The organism is Stenotrophomonas sp. SORGH_AS_0282 (assembly GCF_030818125.1).
GTDB classification, from domain to species: domain Bacteria; phylum Pseudomonadota; class Gammaproteobacteria; order Xanthomonadales; family Xanthomonadaceae; genus Stenotrophomonas; species Stenotrophomonas rhizophila_A.
This window is the reverse complement of sequence record NZ_JAUTAB010000001.1, coordinates 3,339,543-3,357,531: the sequence shown is the minus strand read 5'-3', so window position 1 is coordinate 3,357,531 and position 17,989 is coordinate 3,339,543. Positions and strand designations below refer to the sequence as shown.

Sequence of the window (17,989 nt, the reverse complement as noted above, 5' to 3'; positions counted from 1 at the left end):
ACAACGCGGCAACGCGTGTTCCAAACCGGCCCCCGCCGGCGCAACAGAAAAGCAACACACAACCCACACAGCCGCAACGGCAACATGCAGCGCGAAGGCAGGACGCCAACACGCCCATGCCAACCACAAGCGGATACAACGAGGACACGGACATGGCGCATTTCGAACTGATTGAGAAGATGGCACCCAATGCGGTGATCAAGGTGATCGGCGTGGGCGGCGGCGGCGGCAACGCCGTGGCGCACATGGTCAGCACCAGCGTGGATGGCGTGGAATTCATCACCGCCAACACCGACTCGCAGGCCATCAAGAATTGCGGTGCCAAGCTGCAGCTGCAGCTGGGTACCAACGTCACCAAGGGCCTGGGCGCAGGCGCGAATCCGGAAGTGGGCCGCCAGGCCGCGCTGGAAGACCGCGAGCGCATCATGGACGCCCTGCAGGGTGCGGACATGGTGTTCATCACCGCCGGCATGGGCGGTGGCACCGGCACCGGCGCTGCACCGGTGGTGGCACAGCTGGCCAAGGAGATGGGCATCCTGACCGTCGCCGTGGTCACCAAGCCGTTCCCGTTCGAAGGCCGCCGCCGCATGCAGGTCGCGCTGAAGGGCATCGAGGAACTGAGCCAGCACTGCGACTCGCTGATCACCATTCCGAACGAAAAGCTGATTACCGTGCTGGGCCGCAACGCCACCATGATCCAGGCGTTCCGTGCCGCCAACGACGTCCTCCAGGGCGCCGTGCAGGGCATCGCCGACCTGATCGTGCGCCCGGGCCTGATCAACGTCGACTTCGCCGACGTGCGCACCGTCATGTCCGAAATGGGCCTGGCGATGATGGGTACCGGCACCGCCCGTGGCGATGACCGCGCCCAGGCCGCCGCCGAAGCCGCCATCCAGAACCCGCTGCTGGACGATGTGAACCTGGCCGGTGCCAATGGCATCCTGGTCAACATCACCGCCGGCGCCGACTTCACCATGGCCGAGTTCGACGAGATCGGCCGTACCATCGATGGCTTCGCCTCCGAAGACGCCACCGTGGTGGTGGGGTACCGTGCTGGATCCGGACATGCAGGACGAAGTCCGCGTCACCGTGGTTGCGACCGGCCTGAACCGTGCCGTGGCCGCCAAGTCCCAGCGTCCGGGCGAGCGCGCGCCGATCAAGCTGGTCCGCAACGCCACCACCGGCCAGCCGGAATTCGGTGATTTCGACAACGGCGGCGACGCTGTCTCCAAGGCCGTCGGCGGCATGGGCCTGGGCCTGCGCCGTCCGAGCGCCGACACCGTGGCCCCGTCCGCACCGTCGGCCTCGGGTCCGGCCGCGGCTGAGCTGCCCAACGATTACCTGGACATCCCGGCGTTCCTGCGCCGCCAGGCGGACTGAGGAACGCGGCCGGGGTCTTGTCCTCCCCGGTAAGCGCCTCCATGTCCCTTGCTGCCGGGCCAGGATAGGCCCGGCAGTCTGCCGCCCCCGGTTCAGAAAGGAGCGGTGGTAGTGCGTGTTATTCTTGTTTGTCACTGTCGCGTTGACTGCGCGCTTTCCCCCGGCTGGCCCCCATGATTCCGCAACGCACCCTCAAGAACACGATCCGCGCCACCGGCGTTGGCCTGCACAGCGGTGACAAGGTCTACATGACCCTGCGCCCGGCACCGGTCAACCATGGCATCGTGTTCCGTCGCGTGGACCTGGACCCTGTGGTGGAAGTGCCGGCCCGTGCCGACCTGGTCACCGAAGTAACCCTGTGCACCGGGCTGACCTGCAACGACGCCAAGATCCAGACCGTCGAACACCTGATGTCGGCCCTGGCCGGCCTGGGTGTGGACAACATCATCGTGGAACTGTCCTCGGCCGAGCTGCCGATCATGGACGGTTCCTCGGGCCCGTTCGTGTTCCTGCTGCAGTCGGCGGGCATCGCCGAACAGGACGCGCCCAAGCGTTTCATCCGCATTCTCAAGACCGTGGAAGTCACCGAAGGCGACAAGGTCGCCCGCTTCGAGCCGTATGAAGGCTACAAGCTCGGTTTCACGATCCAGTTCGACCATCCGATGATCCCGGCCAAGCAGTCGCGCGCCGAGATCGAGTTCTCCACCGCCGCCTACACCAAGGAAATCTCCCGCGCGCGCACCTTCGGGTTCATGCGTGACCTGGAGTACATGCGCGAGCGCAACCTGGGCCTGGGCGGTTCGATGGACAACGCCATCGTGCTCGACGAATTCCGCGTGCTCAACGACGACGGCCTGCGTTACGCCGACGAATTCGTGCGCCACAAGATCCTCGACGCGATCGGTGACCTGTATCTGGCCGGCGGCCAGGTGCTGGGCGCCTACGAGGGCTTCAAGTCCGGCCACGCGCTCAACAACAAGCTGGTGCGGGCCCTGCTGGCCGATGCCAGCGCCTGGGAATGGGTGAGCTATGACGCACCCAGCAGCGCAGTGCCGGTCGTCTACAGCGTCCCCGCATACGCATAACTAGTTGAAATTATTGAAAAAGAACGGCGCCATGGGCGCCGTTCGTCGTTTTCGGCGGTGTGCGCGGCGTGACGTTGACGTCAATGAACCGTGTACGTACCTGGGTCACGTTTTTGTGAACCCGATCCGGTTTCGAGCTGAATTTAACGAACTTTTAATAAAAGACTAACGACTCGACGACCCAGCACGGCTACGATGGCCGCCGGCTCCCAACCAGATTCACGTGATCGTGACGACGGTAGGGAAGGGGCGGGATGCCCCGATGGCTTCAGGACCTGGTCGAATCCACGTCCTTTAGACAGGCCAACGCGTCGCGTAGCCCTTTGTGCGTGGCGGCTGAAACTGCGTGGGGGCCATTCCTGTTATCGATCGCTGGGGAGCGTGGAGGAGCGGCAGCCGCGGTTTTGACGGTCACCTTGGTGACCTTCAGCCCGATGGACCGGGCCGCGTCGATCAACTGAGCCTCGGCAAGCCGCACTTTGGCGTGCCAGACAGGGGATTCGACGAGAAAAACGAGGTGTTCGCCGTTCACATTCGCCAACCGGCAACGGGTGGCCAGGGTGGGCGGCAAATGGGGGCGCAACTGACGGTCCAGCGCATCGAGCCACAGGGCACGACGCAGCGGATTGCCAGCTTTGTCACCCATGACTGCATCCAGCGCCGGCTTCGGCGTTGACGCAGGACGGGCACTGGATTTCGGCTCAGACATGAAAACTCACTGATGGCATTCAAAAAGATCGTAATCAAAACGCGTGAAGGACAGGCCAAGACGCCGCTGGCGCGTTTGCGTTTCTACTTCGAGGACAGGCCCCGCGCCCTGCTGGGCAGCGTACTCGGGCTGGGCTGCCTGATCGGCTTCGGTGCCGGTCTGGGTGGCAGCATGTTCAACGATTCCCGGCTCCACGCCAAGGTCGCCCAGCAGGAACGCGACCTGGCGCAGGCCCGCAAGGACGCCCAGACCCAGGTCAACGCCCTGGCCGCCCGCATGGGTGAGCTGCAGGCGCAGGCGACCCGGCTCAATGCGCTGGGCGAACGGCTCACCCAGATGGGCAAGCTGGAAGACGGCGAGTTCGACTTCAACGAGACCCCCGGCCTCGGTGAAGGCGAGCCTGGCCCGACCCAGGACATCCCGGTCAGCGCGGTCAACGCCGACTTACAGGTGCTGGAGCAGCGCTTCGCTGCTTCAGGCCGCCAGTTGTCGGTGATGGAATCGCTGATGTTCGACCACCAGCTGGAGCAGGACGCCGTGCCGGGTCGCATGCCGATCCGCAACAGCTACATCACCTCCAGCTTTGGTGGTCGCAACGACCCGTTCGGTCGCGGTCGCGGCAACCACAAGGGCATCGACTTCCATGCCAAGGTCGGTGACCCGGTCATGGCCGTGGCCGATGGCGTGGTCAGCTTCGCCGGCGTGAAGGGCGGCTACGGCAACGTGGTCGACGTGGACCACGGCAACGGCTACGTGACCCGCTACGCGCACAATTCGCGCCTGTCGGTGAAGCCGGGCGACCTGGTGCGGGCCGGCCAGGAAGTGGCCAAGGCCGGTTCCACGGGGCGTTCCACCGGTGCCCACGTGCACTTCGAGGTCTGGGAACGCGGCCAGGTGGTCAACCCGCGCAAGTTCCTGGGCGATGGCGGCAACACCCCGGTCGGGCGGGTTTCCCGCGGCTGAGGGCGCCATCTGGCGGATCGCGGGCGCTTGAAACCAAGTGCCCTCGTCCCAAGCTACAATGGGTGTTGCCATAGACAGGGCGCGATGCGCCCTGTTTCGTTTGCGGCGGGCGGCTCCCGAGGGAGCGTCGCCGTTGGGGCGTCTCATTCCAACCGGTTCCTTCAATGATCAACAGCCTGCTTACCCGCGTCTTTGGCAGTCGTAACGAACGCCAGCTGCGCCAGCTCAACCGCATCGTCGCCAAGATCAATGCGTTGGAGCCGGACATCGAAAAGCTCTCCGACGAGCAGCTCAAGGCCAAGACCCCGGAGTTCAAGCAGCGCATCGCCGACGGTGAAGCCCTGGACAAGGTGCTCCCGGAAGCCTTCGCGGTCTGCCGTGAAGCCAGCCGCCGCGTGCTCGGCATGCGCCACTACGACGTCCAGCTGATCGGCGGCATGGTCCTGCACCTGGGCAAGATCGCCGAAATGCGCACCGGTGAAGGCAAGACCCTGGTGGCGACGCTGCCGGTGTACCTGAACGCGCTGGAAGGCAAGGGCGTCCACGTGGTCACCGTGAACGACTACCTGGCCCGCCGCGACTCGGCGCAGATGGGCAAGCTGTACAACTGGCTGGGCATGAGCGTCGGCGTGGTCTACCCGGGCATGCCGCACAGCGACAAGCGCGAGGCCTACGCCAGCGACATCACCTACGGCACCAACAATGAGTTCGGCTTCGACTACCTGCGCGACAACATGGCGCTGTCGCGGGCCGACCGTTACCAGCGTGGCCTGCACTACGCCATCGTCGACGAAGTCGACTCGATCCTGATCGACGAAGCGCGTACCCCGCTGATCATCTCCGGCCCGGCCGACGATTCCCCGGAGCTGTACATCCGCGTCAACCGCGTGGTGCCCAGCCTGATCCGCCAGGAAGCCGAAGAAGGCGAGGGCGATTTCTGGGTCGATGAGAAGGGCAAGCAGGTGCACCTGTCCGAAGCGGGCATGGAGCACGCCGAGCAGCTGCTGGTCGAAGCCGGCATCCTCAGCGCCGAAACCGAAGGCCTGTACGCGGCGCAGAACCTTACCGTGGTCCACCACCTCAATGCCGCCCTGCGCGCGCATGCCATCTACCAGCGCGACGTGGATTACATCGTGCGTGATGGCGAAGTGGTGATCGTGGACGAATTCACCGGCCGTACCCTGGCCGGCCGCCGCTGGTCCGATGGCCTGCACCAGGCCGTGGAAGCGAAGGAAGGCGTGCCGGTCCAGCGCGAGAACCAGACGCTGGCGAGCATCACCTTCCAGAACCTGTTCCGCATGTACAAGAAGCTGTCCGGCATGACCGGTACGGCCGACACCGAAGCCTACGAATTCCAGAGCATCTACGGCCTGGAAGTGGTGGTCATCCCGACCAACCGCCCGACCATCCGCAAGGACTCGCCGGACCAGGTGTTCCTCAACCGCAACGGCAAGTTCAACGCCGTGCTGGCCGACATCCAGGAATGCAACAAGCGTGGCCAGCCCGTGCTGGTCGGCACTACCTCGATCGAAACCTCGGAAATGCTGTCCGAGCACCTGCGCAAGGCCGGCGTGCACCACGAAGTGCTCAACGCCAAGCAGCATGACCGCGAAGCGACCATCATCGCCAACGCCGGCATGCCCGGTGCGGTGACCATCGCCACCAACATGGCCGGCCGTGGTACCGACATCGTGCTGGGCGGTTCGCACGAAGCGGAGCTGCACGCGCTGGGCGAAGACGCCACCGCCGAGCAGCGCGCCAAGGTCAAGGCCGACTGGCAGGTCCGCCACGACCAGGTCAAGGCCGCCGGCGGCCTGCACATCGTGGGCACCGAACGCCACGAATCGCGCCGTATCGACAACCAGCTGCGTGGCCGCTCCGGCCGCCAGGGTGACCCGGGTTCGTCCCGCTTCTACCTGTCGCTGGAAGACAACCTGATGCGCATCTTCGCCTCGGACTGGGTCCAGAAGGCGATGCGCATGATGGGCATGAAGGAAGACGACGTCATCGAAGACCGCCTGGTCAGCCGCCAGATCGAAAAGGCGCAGCGCAAGGTCGAAGCACACAACTTCGACATCCGCAAGAACCTGCTGGACTTCGACGACGTCAACAACGACCAGCGCAAGGTGATCTACGCCCAGCGCGATGAGTTGCTGGATGCCGAGTCGGTGAAGGACAACGTCGACGGCATCCGCGGCGATGTGATCTACGACATCGTGGCCCGCTTCGTGCCGCCGAACTCGATCGACGAACAGTGGGACCTGCCGGGCCTGGAAGCCACCCTGGCCTCCGACCTGGGCGTGCAGATGGACGTCACCGGCCTGGTCAAGCAACACGAAGAACTCGACGCCGAAGCCATCGCCAACAAGGTGCAGGCCCGCGTGGACGAGCACTTCGAGCAGAAGGAAGCCGGCGTCGGCGAAGAGACCATGCGCGCGCTGGAGAAGCACGTCATGCTCACCGTGCTCGACCAGAGCTGGAAGGAGCACCTGGCCCGCATGGATTACCTGCGCCAGGGCATCTACCTGCGCGGTTACGCGCAGAAGCAGCCCAAGCAGGAATACAAGAAGGAAGCCTTTGAGCTGTTCTCGGAAATGCTGGAGAACGTCAAGCGCGAAGTGGTGACCCTGCTGGCGCGCGTGCGCATCCGCAGCGAGGAAGAAGTGGCGGCGCTGGAAGCAGCCGAACGCCAGCAGGCCGAAGCGCGCCTGCTGCAGTCGCAGTTCCAGCACCAGAACGTGGGCGGCTACGGCGCCGACGAAGAGGCAGCGGACGTGGAAGCCCAGCGCAGCGGCGTCGTCGGCCAGGTGACCCGCGAAGAGCCCAAGGTCGGTCGCAACGATCCATGCCCCTGCGGCAGCGGCAAGAAGTACAAGCACTGCCACGGCCAGTTGAGCTGAAAAAGACCCCGCGAAAGCGGGGTTTTTTTTTGATCTATGTCTGCACGGCGCGGATGCTTGTGGGCATCGTTCTGTGACCGGTGTCGCCAATGCGGACCTTTCAGAGAAACCTGACACAGATGCGTGGCGCATCCCCACGCGAGTGTCAGATGCGACCCACGTGTGGATATACGACAGAGGGTTAACGTGTTCAGCGCTGTCGCGAATGCATTGCATTCGGGGCAGGCTCGACGCGCATTGCGCTCCGCAGGCTGCGGCAGCGTCGCGTTTCCCCTGAGTCGCCATCCATGGAGTTTCATGAACAGGATTTATCGCCTGGTGTTCAACCGCACCACCGGCCTGATGCAGGTCGCGTCCGAACTCGCCACGTCCCCCTCTTCCTCCTCTCCCGCGACCGACAGCCGCCGCCGGCGTTCGCCGCTGAGCGCTGCCATGCTGGTTGCGCTAGGCCTGTCGGCCGCCTCGCTGCCTACCGCCTTCGCGGCGGTGTATGACTTCGATGCGAGCGAGACCGTCACCGATCCGCGCGCTTATGTCGATGGTTTCCGCGTCGGCCCGAACGGCGCGGTGGAAGTCCAGCTACGCAACGGCGGCACGTTCACCTCCAACGGCCTGGTCTCGCTGGGTACGCTTGCCGGCAGCAATGGCGAACTGCAGATCTTCGGGCCGACCTCGTCGCTGACCGTCAACAGCGCCGTCGTGCGCGTGGGTGAAGCAGGCACCGGCGCGTTGCGTCTTTACGATGGCGCAAAGGCCACCCTGGGCTCGACGCTGTCGTTCGGCTATGCAGCCGGTTCCAGCGGCATCGGCCAGGTCGATGGCACCGACGCACTGCTTACCGCCCGCCAGATTCTGGTCGGTCGCGAAGGCAGTGGCATGCTCACCATCCGCAATGGTGCCCGCGTGGAGACCACGCTGCAGGCACCGCCTATCGGCGATTCGTTTGGCATGAGCGTGGGTACCGAGGTCGGCAGCACGGGCACCATCAACGTCACCAGTGGCGGCCAGCTGCTGGTCACCGGCAATGACCTGCGCGTCGGTGAGGGCGGTACCGGCGCGCTGTTCATCAACAATGGTGGCGTGACCGCCGGGCGCGACGTGCTCATCGGTGCTGCCGCCAGTGGCAAGGGCGAAGTCATTGTCCGCAACAGCGGCACCTTGGCGTCGCAGCTGGTCAGCATCGGTGAAGCACAGGAGGCCAGCGGCTCGCTTCTGGTGACCGGCGCAGGTTCGACGGTCACCACCGATACCCTGCGGGTGTCGGGCAACGGCGACGGCCTGCTGCGCATCGAAGATGGCGCGCTGGTGGCCGTGACCGGCAACGTGACCGCCGAAGACAACCAGGGCCTGCCAAGCACCGCCGCACGCACCGGCCGCATTGAAGTGACCGGCGCCGGTTCGGTGCTGAGCGGCGACCGGATCATTGCCAGCACTCAGTTGCTCGTGGAGAACGGCGGCCAGATCCAGTCCAACACCGCGCGCATCCGCGACTCGCTCAGCGCTACCGGTACCGCCACCCTCACCGGTGCCGGCAGCCTCTGGACCAACCAGGGCGAGCTGGACATCCGCACCGGCGTGGACGTGCTGGACGGTGCGGTGATCGGTACCGACACGCTGCTGGTGTCCGGCGGCGCCAACACCATGACCTTCAAGATCGGCGCGGTCGATGAGCAGGTCCGCGTCAGCGGCGCGGGTTCGGCCATTGAGGCCACCGGCGACGTCACGGTGGGCAGCCACCTGGTCGGCGAACCGTTCGGCATCCTCAACGTGGCCAATGGCGGCCGTGTTGCCGCCGGCGGGGACCTCAAGCTGGGCACCCTGGGCTTTGTCGTGGTGGGCGGCGGCCTGGAAACCTGGTCGGTCGCCGATGGCGCCCCGACCTGGGCGGCGGCCGAAGCGGCCGGCGAACTGGGCGCGGCCGATATCGTCATGGACGGTGCGCTCAGCGCGCTGGTGTTCAACCACACCGGCGACATCAGCCTGGCCAACACCGTCAGCAGTACCAATGGCACCACCGGCGGCGTGACCAGCGTGGCCGGCACCACCACCTTGACCGGCGACCTGGCCGACTTCGGGGGCAAGGTCACGGTCAACGGCGGCACGCTGCGCATCGATGGCGACATGTACACCGGGCGCAGCTATACCGGTACCAGCCAGGCTGCTGCACAGCAGATCGAGGTCACCGGCGGCACCCTGGTGCTCAACGGCAACTCCGGCTTCGACCAGACCATCAACTACGGCAGCAGTACCGGCGTGGTGCGCAGCTCGAACGTGATGGTGCGCAATGGCGGCATGCTCGCCGGCAATGCGACCGTGGGCACCACCCAGGTCTTCAATGGCGGCGTGCTGTCGCCGGGTGATGCCGGCATCGGCACGCTCACCATCAACGGTGACCTGTACATCAATGCCGCGGGCGCGGTGCCCGAAAGCGTGGCCGACAAGGCCTTCTACGACGTGGACCTGCTTGGCAACGGCCAGTCCGACCGGGTTGCCGTCACCGGCAAGGCCTACATCGGCCATGGCGTCGGCATCGCCGGCACCACCGGTGCCACCGGCGTGCGCGTGACCGGGCTGGACCCGAATGCCAGCTACCAGAACGGCCAGACCTACGCGATCCTCGACGTGGCCGGCGGCATCAATGGCGGCTTCGACGATGTGATCTCGCGCTCGGCCTTCATCACCCCCACCCTGACCCAGACCGGCAACCAGGTCGTGCTGACCATCGCGGTCAACACGCCGGTGACCCCGGTGGATCCGGTCGACCCGGGTACCCCGGTTGATCCGGGCACGCCCGTTGATCCGGGCACCCCGGTCGATCCCGGCACGCCGGTGGATCCGGGCTTCCCGGGCACCCCGGGCGTGACCCCGCCGATCGTGTTCGGCGCCGTCGCCGTCACCGGCAACCAGCGCGCCACGGCAGCGGCGCTGGATTCGCTGCAGCAGTCCGGCGACGCGCTGGCGCTCTATAACGGCCTGCTGATGCTCGATGAGGCCGGTGCGCTGGTTGCCTTCGATGACCTCGGTGGCGAACTGCATGCCAGCAACCGTGCGCTGCTGCTGGACGACCGCTTCCTGCGTGAAGGCATCTCCCAGCGCCTGCGTCCGACGCCGGACACCAAGCTCAACGGCTCCTCGGTGTGGGTGGCCGGCAGCGGCGCGTCCAAGCGCCAGGACAGCGATGGCACCGCCTCGCGCACCCAGGAAACCCGCCAGGGCCTGATGGTGGGCTACGACTGGACCTTCGGCGACCGCTGGACCGTCGGCGTGGCCGGTGGCCCGGAATCGCTGCGCCAGCAGATTCGCGACCGCAACGCGATCACCGAGGTCGACGCGGTGCACGGTGGCCTGTACGCCGGCTTCCGTGGTGAGCAGGCCTGGATCAACGGCGGCGCCAGCTACGCCGACTACGAGCTGGATACCCGCCGTGAACTGGGTGCCGGCACCTCCTGGGAACAGAGCCTGGGCAGCCAGCATGACGCTCATTCGGTACAGGCCTTTGCGGAAGGCGGTTGGGACATCCAGCTCAGTGCGCTGACCCTGAGCCCGTACCTGGCCGTGGCCTACACCCGCCTGTCGAGCGAGGCCGCCACGGAAACCGGCGGCACCGCAGCCCTGTCGGTGGCATCCAGCAAGGATGAGGTCTGGACCACCACGGCCGGCATCCGCGCCGCGTGGGACATCAGCGGTGGTCAGACCGACGGCGCCCGCCTGGAGGCAGGCCTGGCCTGGCAGAACGCGGCCGGCGAACTGCGTGCCGACTCGCGCAACCGCTTCGTGGCCGGCAGTGACAGCTTCACCGTCAGCGGCCTGCCGCTGGCGCGCAACGTGGGCATCGCCGAACTGGGCGTCTCGCTGAACACCTCCGACAACAGCCGCCTGTCGATGTTCGCGCAGGGCCGTGCCGGCGATGGCCAGCGTGAAGTGGGCGCCCAGCTGAACTGGAACGTGGTGTTCTGATCGAACCCGCCTCCTGAACCACCCGAAGGGCCCCGCATGGGGCCCTTCGTCTGTTCGGCATTGCGCATGCCCGGGCCGATTGGGCATTCTGGTCGCATGCCATCCCCCAAACGATCGATCCACGTCGTGGCCGGCGTCATCACCGACGCCCGCGGCCGCATCCTGCTCAACCGCCGTACCGAGAACCGCGACATGGCCGGCCTGTGGGAATTCCCGGGCGGCAAGCGCGAAGAGGGCGAGAGCTCCGAGCAGGCGCTGGTGCGCGAACTGCGCGAGGAACTGGGGATCGAGGCCGAGGTCGGCGACTGGATCATGGACGTCCCGCAGCTCTACCCGGACAAGCACCTGCGCCTGGAAGTGCGGCACATCCGCAGCTGGAAGGGCTCACCGCGCGGCCGCGAAGGCCAGGCCATCACCTGGGTGGCGCCGGACAAGCTGTCGCGCTATTCGATGCCGCCGGCCGATCTGCCGGTGGTGGCCGCGCTGCGCCACCCGGACCGCTACCTGATCACCCCCGAACCGGACACCGACGAGGATGCCGCGCACCAGGACTGGTACTCACGGCTGGCGCGTGCGCTGGAGGCGGGCGTGCGCCGCGTGCAGCTGCGCACGCCGAACAGCCCGGCCCGCATCGCCTTGGCCGAACAGGCCGTGGCCCGGCACCGCGGCGGAGTGCAGTGGCTGCTCAGCCGCGATATCGAACTGGCCCGCCGGCTTGGCGTCGGCGTGCATCTGGGCGGCGAGCAGTTGCTGCAGCTGGAGGCGCGGCCATTGCCGGCCGACCAGCTGGTGGCCGCGTCCTGCCACGACCTGGCCCAGCTGCAGGCCGCGCAACGACTGGGCTGTGACTTCGCCGTGCTCGGCCCGGTCCAGGCCACCGACAGCCACCCCGGCAGCGTGCCGATGGGCTGGGACGCCTTTGAAACCCTGCGCGCACAGGTCTCGCTGCCGTTGTACGCGCTGGGCGGCCTGCACCCGGACGACATCACCCAGGCGCGCCGCCACGGCGCGCAGGGCATCGCCGCCATCCGCGCGTTGTGGCCTACAGCGTGATCCAGAAACAGCCGTACTGACGGCGCAATCCAAACACCGTCCGCGCTGGCGTGGCCGTCGTACCGAGTGTCTGCTCCAGCCGCAGCCCGATCGGCCGCGGCCGGCTGGCCTGCGGCGCGGCCGCTTCCACTGCCTCGACCAGGGTCGCGTTCGGGTCGACCGGCAGCGGCGTCGGCGCGGCGACCTCCGGGTATACCGGGGCGATATCCAGCAGGGGCCGCTGCACCACCGATTCCAGTCGTCCGATGATCTGGTTGGCGGCGGCATTGGAGACGTTGCCCCACAGGTAGATCGACGACAGCCGGTTGACGTCCTGCAGGCTCACCGCATCGCGGATCTGCCCGGTCAGCTCGCTCAACCGGCGCGCGCAGCCGGCGCGGTAGATGCCGGTATTGCCCACCGAATCACCACGCGGCGGCATCCGCGCCGTCGCGCCCAGCGCATCGCAGCTGCGGTCGGTGAATACCGTTTCGCCCTGCGCATTGGTGCAACGGTTCACGCGCTGCGCCTGTGCCTGCGCCCACGGGGCCCAGCACAGCATGCACAGCGACAGCAGCAACGGAACGACCGGTCTCATCGCAGCAGGGTAGCGGGACGCGCGTTATCTGCAAGCAATGGCGTGCGCGTTGTTCAGCGGCCCAGCAGCTTCAATACCTGGGTGGTGGGCTTGGCCAGGTTGAGGGTGTAGAAATGCAGGCCCGGTGCGCCACCGGCCACCAGCCGCTCGCACAGCTGGGCGACCACTTCGGCGCCGAAGGCGCGCACCGCATCGGCGTCATCGCCGTAGGCCTGCATGCGCTTGCCGATCCAGCGCGGGATCTCGGCACCGCACTGTTCGGAAAAGCGGCGCAGCTGGCTGAAGTTGGAGATCGGCATGATGCCCGGCACGATCGGCACCTGCACGCCCAGCTTGCGCACCGCGTCGACGAAGTGGAAGTAGGCGTCGGCATTGAAGAAGTACTGGGTGATGGCCGCATCGGCACCGGCGTCGATCTTGGCCTTGAAGTACCTCAGGTCGCGCAGCGCGTCGTCGGATTGCGGGTGCGTTTCCGGGTAGGCGCCGACCTCGATGTGGAAGGCGTCGCCGTGCTCGGCGCGGATGAAGGCGATCAGTTCCGACGCGTAGCGCAGGTCGCCGGGGTGGCCCATGCCGGAGGGCAGGTCGCCGCGCAGCGCCACGATCCGCCTGCAGCCGATGGCCCGGTACAGCTTGAGCAGTTCGCGGATCTCCTCGCGGCTGCCGCCCACGCAGGACAGGTGCGGCGCGGCCTCGAAGCCGTGGTGCTGCTTGAGGTGTCGCACCGTTTCGGAGGTGTAGCTCAGGGTCGAGCCGCCGGCGCCGAACGTGCAGGACACGTATTCCGGCGCGTACGCCTTGAGCTTGGCCGCGGTACGGTCGAGCTGGGCGCGCTGGTCGTCGGTCTTGGGTGGGTAGAACTCGAAGCTGAGGGCGGTCATGGGCGGCGGCGGCAGCGGATGTGGGTCCATCATATCGCTTCATCGCGATGAATGTAAAAGGTGGCGGGCGTTGCGTTTACACCTTGGCGGGTAAAGTGGCCTTCCCCAAGGAGAGCACGCATGGACATCCTGATCACCGGCGGCACCGGCTTCATCGGCCAGCGCCTGTGCCAGCGGCTGCTGGCGGCCGGGCACCGGGTCACGGTGCTGACCCGCAGCCCGGGTCGGCCCGGCCAAGCCGGGGTGCAGTACGTCGGTGCACTGGGCGATGTGGGCCCGGTCCATGCGGTGGTGAACCTGGCGGGTGAACCGCTGGTGGAAGGCCGCTGGAACGCGGCGCGCAAGCAGGCCATGCTCGAGTCACGCATCGGCACCACCCGGGCCCTGCTGGACTGGATGCGCGGGTTGCCGACTCGCCCGCAGGTGCTGGTGTCCGGCTCGGCGATCGGCTACTACGGGCCGCGCGATGCCACCCCGCTGGATGAAGCGGCCTCGCCCGGGCACGACTTCGCCGCCATGCTGTGCCGGCGGTGGGAGGCCGAGGCGCTGAAGGCCGAAGACCTGGGCGTGCGCACCTGCCTGCTGCGCACCGGCATCGTGCTCGACCGCGAAGGCGGTGCGCTGGCGCGCATGCTGCCGCCGTTCCGGATGGGCGCGGGTGGGCCGATGGGCGATGGCATGCAGTGGATGAGCTGGATCCATCGCGACGACCTGGTGGGGCTGATCCTGTGGCTGCTGGCCGATCCCGAAACACGTGGCGCCTGCAACGGCACTGCGCCGGCGGCGGTCACCAATGCGGAATTCGCCCGCACCCTGGCGCATGTGCTGAAGCGGCCTGCGTGGGTGCGGACGCCGGCATTCGCATTGAAACTGGCCTTCGGCGAGATGGCGGGCCTGCTGCTGACCGGGCAGAACGTGGTGCCGGCACGCGCGCTGCAGGAAGGCTATCGGTTCCGGTACCCGACCCTGGAAGCGGCCCTGCGCGCGATCCTCGGCTGAGGGCGGTTACCCTGTGCACCTGTTTCCAGCTGCGTATGCCATGTCGATTGTCCTGACCGAATTCGCCCGCCCCCGTCTGTTCCCGCGCGTGCCCCGAGGCAACACCATCCAGGACTGCACCGCCGAGCAGTTCCAGGCGCACCTCAACGCGCATGCGCCGTTCAAAGTGCTCGATGGCTATGCGCCGTTCTGCAAGCTGTTCGTGTACGAGAACTGGACGTCCACGCGCTGCCTGACGGTGCCGGTCACCGATGCCAACCGCCACCAGCTGCGCAGCGCCTACGAGGCGCGCAACCGCCATGAACTGCCGGTGCTGGTGCGCTGGTTCGAGGGCGTGCAGTCGCCGCGCGCCAATTACCTGGTGGTGATCCTGTACAGCGCCGAACAACTGGCGAAAGAAGGCTCGCCCATCGAAGCGGACTGGGGCATCGTCGGCTGCATCTACACCGCCGAACCGGAAGAAGTGCCGATGGCGCCGATCACCATGATGCGCAATGCGCTGGGTGTGGAGGAGGGCGGCTCCGGGGTGCCGCTGGATCGTGAGGCCTACCAGCGCGCGGTAGCGTACTGGGAAAGCCACGCCAACTGGCGGCCGTAAGGTTACGGCCGACCGATACCCGCCATTTCTGCTTCGGTCAGCGCGACCAGATCGGCCAGCGCCAACGCCACCTCCAGCCCGCGCCGGCCGGCGCTGACGTGCATCACCGGCAGCGCCTGCGCACTGGCATCGATGAAGGTGCGGTGCTTCTTCTTCTGGCCCAGCGGACTGATTCCGCCGACCAGGTAGCCGGTGGCACGCTGTGCCGCATCCACCGCCGCCATCTCGCACTTTCTACAGCCTGCTGCCTCGGCCAGTGCCTTGAGGTCCAGCGTGCCGCTGACCGGCACGATCGCCACCAGCAGCTCGTGCTTTTCGGTGCTGGCCAGCAGGGTCTTGAACACCAGTGCGGGGTCGAGCCCCAGCAGCTCTGCCGCTTCGCCGCCATAGGAGGCGGCGTTGGCATCGTGGTGGTAGGACAGCACGCGGTGGGCGATGCCGTGCTTCTTGAGCAGATTGATGGCCGGGGTCATGGGCATGCAGCTGGCGTGGTCGCACTACCTTAGCGTGGGCGCGACCGCAGAATCTTGACCCGGACTATCGGGGGCGGTTCCAGGTAGTGATCTATCCCGCTGCTGCCGGCACTGGGGCCGCCAGCAGCAGGAATACAACCTCAACCCATGGGCGCGCAATCGACATGGTCGACTTTCCCGGCCCCGTACTTCGCTTCCGCCTTGGTTTTTGCCAAGCCATCGGCCACGTCACCGTTGCTGGCAGCGACCTGGAAGTAACCCTCCGCCTCGCCCTTGAGCACATTGCCGTCCGCATCGTGCACGGCACACCGGTAGTTCTTGGTTGCACCTGTCGCTAGGGTAGATGGAGCCGTTGGCATCGGATCGGTTGTCGTGGCCGGTGCCGACGTTGCAGTGCTCGATGCTCCTGCCACCACCGCATCGCATTGGGCCTTGGTCAGCGTGACGCTGTTCTTCTTGTAGCGCGTGGCGGCAGCCAGCGCACCGGCCTCCGCTGCCTTCAGGTCGGCCGCCTTGATGGCGTATTTCCCGTCCGCGTTGGAGCTCGCTTCCGGCGTTTTGCCATCTGCACCGGAAAACACCATGCACCGATAGTCGGCGGCGTGGACCGGGGACATGCAAGCGGCACCGCACAGCACCAGCAGTGCGGGAACTAGGAACTTGATATTCATGGAAATCTCCGGAATGCACCCAGATATTCCCCCGCGCGCTGATGATCCCGGCGCGGATGTGAGGGCAAGGTGCAGACCGGGTGAAGCCCGGCTAACAAAAACGGGCGCCCGAAGGCGCCCGTGGTATCCGGTAGTGCCGACTGTCAGTCGGCAACCGTCCGATCAGTAGCGGTAGTGCTCCGGCTTGAACGGACCTTCCACCGGCACGCCGATGTAATCGGCCTGTTCCTTGGTGAGGGTGGTCAGCTTCACGCCGATCTTTTCCAGGTGCAGGCGCGCCACTTCCTCGTCCAGCTTCTTCGGCAGCAGGTACACCTTCTTCTCGTAGCTGTCCTTGTTCGCCCACAGGTCGATCTGCGCGAGCGTCTGGTTGGCGAACGAGTTGGACATCACGAAGCTCGGGTGGCCGGTGGCGCAGCCCAGGTTCACCAGGCGGCCTTCGGCCAGCAGGAAGATCGCGTTGCCGTTCGGGAACACGTACTTGTCCACCTGCGGCTTGATGTTGATGTGCTGCACGCCCGGGAAGCCCACCAGCGCATCGACCTGGATTTCGTTGTCGAAGTGGCCGATGTTGCAGACGATGGCCTGGTCCTTCATCGCGCTCAGGTGCTCGATGCGGATGATGTCCTTGTTGCCGGTGGTGGTGACGTACAGGTCGGCACGGCCCAGGGTGGATTCGATGGTGTTGACCTCGAAGCCTTCCATCGCCGCCTGCAGGGCGCAGATCGGATCGATTTCGGTCACCACCACGCGCGCGCCGTAGGCACGCAGCGACGCGGCGCAGCCCTTGCCCACGTCACCGTAGCCGCAGACCACGGCGACCTTGCCGGCCAGCATCACGTCCATCGCGCGCTTGAGGCCATCGGCCAGCGACTCGCGGCAGCCGTACAGGTTGTCGAACTTGGACTTGGTGACCGAGTCGTTGACGTTGATCGCCGGGATCAGCAGGGTGCCGGCCTGGGCCAGCTGGTACAGGCGGTGCACGCCGGTGGTGGTTTCTTCCGAAACACCCTTCCAGTCCTTGACCACGCGGGCCCAGTAGCCCGGGCGTTCCTTGGCCACGCGCTTGAGCAGGTCCTTGATGACCTGTTCTTCGTGCGAGGCCGCCTTTTCGTCGACCCAGGTGCTGCCGTTCTCGAGCTCATAGCCCTTGTGGATCAGCAGGGTGACATCGCCACCGTCATCGACCACCAGTTCGGGGCCGGTCAGGGTACCGTCGGGCAGGGTGAAGGTGAGCGCGTCCAGGGTGCAGTCCCAGTACTCTTCCAGCGACTCGCCCTTCCAGGCGAACACCGGGGTGCCCGACGCGGCGATCGCCGCAGCGGCATGGTCCTGGGTGGAGAAGATGTTGCACGAGGCCCAGCGCACGTCGGCGCCGATGTCCTTCAGCGTTTCGATCAGCACGGCGGTCTGGATGGTCATGTGCAGCGAACCGGTCACGCGCACGCCCTTCAGCGGCAGGGTGGCGGCGTGCTTGCGGCGGATCGACATCAGGCCCGGCATTTCGTGCTCGGCGATATCCAGTTCCTTGCGGCCCCAGTCGGCCAGCGAGATATCGGCAATCTTGTAATCACCTTCGGTGGAGAAGGTCTTGGCAACAGCGTTCATGCAAAAGCTCCGGTAATGGACGAATGGCTCGTCTTCGCCGGGCGCCGTTGGAACCAGCCCTGCCACCGAGCCTGGCCGTGCGGAACAGGTCCGGCAGCGGTCGCAGCGCCCCTCGGTGGAGGGGATGCCCATTAT

Annotated in this window: 13 protein-coding genes, 1 pseudogene and 1 riboswitch; of the genes and pseudogenes, 8 read left to right on the top strand and 6 right to left on the bottom strand. The window is 66.5% G+C overall.

Annotated elements, in window-relative coordinates; genetic code table 11:
• Positions 1–152: 152 nt before the first annotated feature.
• Both ftsZ and lpxC read left to right on the top strand, forming a co-directional pair.
• Positions 153–1,380: pseudogene (ftsZ, locus tag QE395_RS15225) on the top strand (cell division protein FtsZ).
• 173 nt (positions 1,381–1,553) lie between these two features.
• Positions 1,554–2,465 (top strand): UDP-3-O-acyl-N-acetylglucosamine deacetylase, encoded by a 912-nt coding sequence (gene lpxC / locus QE395_RS15220; RefSeq protein ID WP_093536079.1) that lies wholly within the window; start codon positions 1,554–1,556, stop codon positions 2,463–2,465.
• A 268-nt stretch (positions 2,466–2,733) separates the two neighbouring features.
• Here the strand turns inward: lpxC and QE395_RS15215 are convergent, their stop codons facing one another.
• Positions 2,734–3,174, bottom strand: coding sequence for a DUF721 domain-containing protein (locus QE395_RS15215; RefSeq protein WP_083214065.1), 441 nt, complete (start codon positions 3,172–3,174; stop codon positions 2,734–2,736).
• A 12-nt stretch (positions 3,175–3,186) separates the two neighbouring features.
• Here QE395_RS15215 and QE395_RS15210 point away from each other — a divergent pair, with 12 nt between their 5' ends.
• From QE395_RS15210 to QE395_RS15195, 4 genes are all read left to right on the top strand, one after another.
• The gene (locus QE395_RS15210) at positions 3,187–4,137 is read left to right on the top strand and encodes a M23 family metallopeptidase (protein WP_093536077.1); all 951 of its coding nucleotides are present in this window, start codon (positions 3,187–3,189) and stop codon (positions 4,135–4,137) included.
• A 164-nt stretch (positions 4,138–4,301) separates the two neighbouring features.
• Positions 4,302–7,037 (top strand): preprotein translocase subunit SecA, encoded by a 2,736-nt coding sequence (secA, locus tag QE395_RS15205; RefSeq protein WP_217536986.1) that lies wholly within the window; start codon positions 4,302–4,304, stop codon positions 7,035–7,037.
• A gap of 297 nt (positions 7,038–7,334) precedes the next feature.
• Positions 7,335–10,994: an autotransporter domain-containing protein gene (locus QE395_RS15200; protein WP_306989849.1), complete on the top strand. Its 3,660-nt coding sequence runs from the start codon at positions 7,335–7,337 to the stop codon at positions 10,992–10,994.
• Between the two features lie 96 nt (positions 10,995–11,090).
• Entirely contained in the window at positions 11,091–12,047 is a 957-nt protein-coding gene (locus QE395_RS15195) for a Nudix family hydrolase (RefSeq protein ID WP_306989848.1), read from the top strand.
• Here QE395_RS15195 and QE395_RS15190 read toward each other — a convergent pair.
• Positions 12,037–12,624, bottom strand: coding sequence for a DUF4124 domain-containing protein (locus QE395_RS15190; RefSeq protein WP_095364502.1), 588 nt, complete (start codon positions 12,622–12,624; stop codon positions 12,037–12,039). The genes QE395_RS15195 and QE395_RS15190 overlap by 11 nt on opposite strands.
• A 53-nt stretch (positions 12,625–12,677) precedes the next feature.
• A complete protein-coding gene (metF, locus tag QE395_RS15185) occupies positions 12,678–13,505 on the bottom strand; it encodes a methylenetetrahydrofolate reductase [NAD(P)H] (protein WP_068854545.1) in 828 nt (275 codons plus the stop codon).
• 120 nt (positions 13,506–13,625) lie between these two features.
• Here metF and QE395_RS15180 point away from each other — a divergent pair, with 120 nt between their 5' ends.
• Together QE395_RS15180 and QE395_RS15175 are read left to right on the top strand one after the other, a co-directional pair.
• Positions 13,626–14,504, top strand: coding sequence for a TIGR01777 family oxidoreductase (locus QE395_RS15180; RefSeq protein ID WP_306989847.1), 879 nt, complete (start codon positions 13,626–13,628; stop codon positions 14,502–14,504).
• 40 nt (positions 14,505–14,544) lie between these two features.
• Positions 14,545–15,102, top strand: coding sequence for a DUF3228 family protein (locus QE395_RS15175; RefSeq protein ID WP_093536067.1), 558 nt, complete (start codon positions 14,545–14,547; stop codon positions 15,100–15,102).
• Between the two features lie 2 nt (positions 15,103–15,104).
• Here QE395_RS15175 and ybaK read toward each other — a convergent pair whose 3' ends face one another.
• The 3 genes from ybaK to ahcY form a co-directional block, all read right to left on the bottom strand.
• Entirely contained in the window at positions 15,105–15,575 is a 471-nt protein-coding gene (ybaK, locus tag QE395_RS15170; protein WP_093536065.1) for a Cys-tRNA(Pro) deacylase, read from the bottom strand.
• A gap of 140 nt (positions 15,576–15,715) precedes the next feature.
• Positions 15,716–16,246, bottom strand: coding sequence for a hypothetical protein (locus QE395_RS15165; protein ID WP_306989846.1), 531 nt, complete (start codon positions 16,244–16,246; stop codon positions 15,716–15,718).
• Between the two features lie 162 nt (positions 16,247–16,408).
• Entirely contained in the window at positions 16,409–17,854 is a 1,446-nt protein-coding gene (ahcY, locus tag QE395_RS15160) for an adenosylhomocysteinase (RefSeq protein WP_068849268.1), read from the bottom strand.
• 32 nt (positions 17,855–17,886) lie between these two features.
• A riboswitch (S-adenosyl-L-homocysteine riboswitch) is annotated at positions 17,887–17,974 on the bottom strand.
• Positions 17,975–17,989: the final 15 nt, after the last annotated feature.

Excerpts from the sequence above, each read along its gene's own strand:
- lpxC (WP_093536079.1), top strand. The coding sequence starts at position 1,554 with ATGATTCCGCAACGCACCCTCAAGAACACGATCCGCGCCACCGGCGTT.
- QE395_RS15215 (WP_083214065.1), bottom strand. The coding sequence starts at position 3,174 with ATGTCTGAGCCGAAATCCAGTGCCCGTCCTGCGTCAACGCCGAAGCCG.
- QE395_RS15210 (WP_093536077.1), top strand. The coding sequence starts at position 3,187 with ATGGCATTCAAAAAGATCGTAATCAAAACGCGTGAAGGACAGGCCAAG.
- secA (WP_217536986.1), top strand. The coding sequence starts at position 4,302 with ATGATCAACAGCCTGCTTACCCGCGTCTTTGGCAGTCGTAACGAACGC.
- QE395_RS15200 (WP_306989849.1), top strand. The coding sequence starts at position 7,335 with ATGAACAGGATTTATCGCCTGGTGTTCAACCGCACCACCGGCCTGATG.
- QE395_RS15195 (WP_306989848.1), top strand. The coding sequence starts at position 11,091 with ATGCCATCCCCCAAACGATCGATCCACGTCGTGGCCGGCGTCATCACC.
- QE395_RS15190 (WP_095364502.1), bottom strand. The coding sequence starts at position 12,624 with ATGAGACCGGTCGTTCCGTTGCTGCTGTCGCTGTGCATGCTGTGCTGG.
- metF (WP_068854545.1), bottom strand. The coding sequence starts at position 13,505 with ATGACCGCCCTCAGCTTCGAGTTCTACCCACCCAAGACCGACGACCAG.
- QE395_RS15180 (WP_306989847.1), top strand. The coding sequence starts at position 13,626 with ATGGACATCCTGATCACCGGCGGCACCGGCTTCATCGGCCAGCGCCTG.
- QE395_RS15175 (WP_093536067.1), top strand. The coding sequence starts at position 14,545 with ATGTCGATTGTCCTGACCGAATTCGCCCGCCCCCGTCTGTTCCCGCGC.
- ybaK (WP_093536065.1), bottom strand. The coding sequence starts at position 15,575 with ATGACCCCGGCCATCAATCTGCTCAAGAAGCACGGCATCGCCCACCGC.
- QE395_RS15165 (WP_306989846.1), bottom strand. The coding sequence starts at position 16,246 with ATGAATATCAAGTTCCTAGTTCCCGCACTGCTGGTGCTGTGCGGTGCC.
- ahcY (WP_068849268.1), bottom strand. The coding sequence starts at position 17,854 with ATGAACGCTGTTGCCAAGACCTTCTCCACCGAAGGTGATTACAAGATT.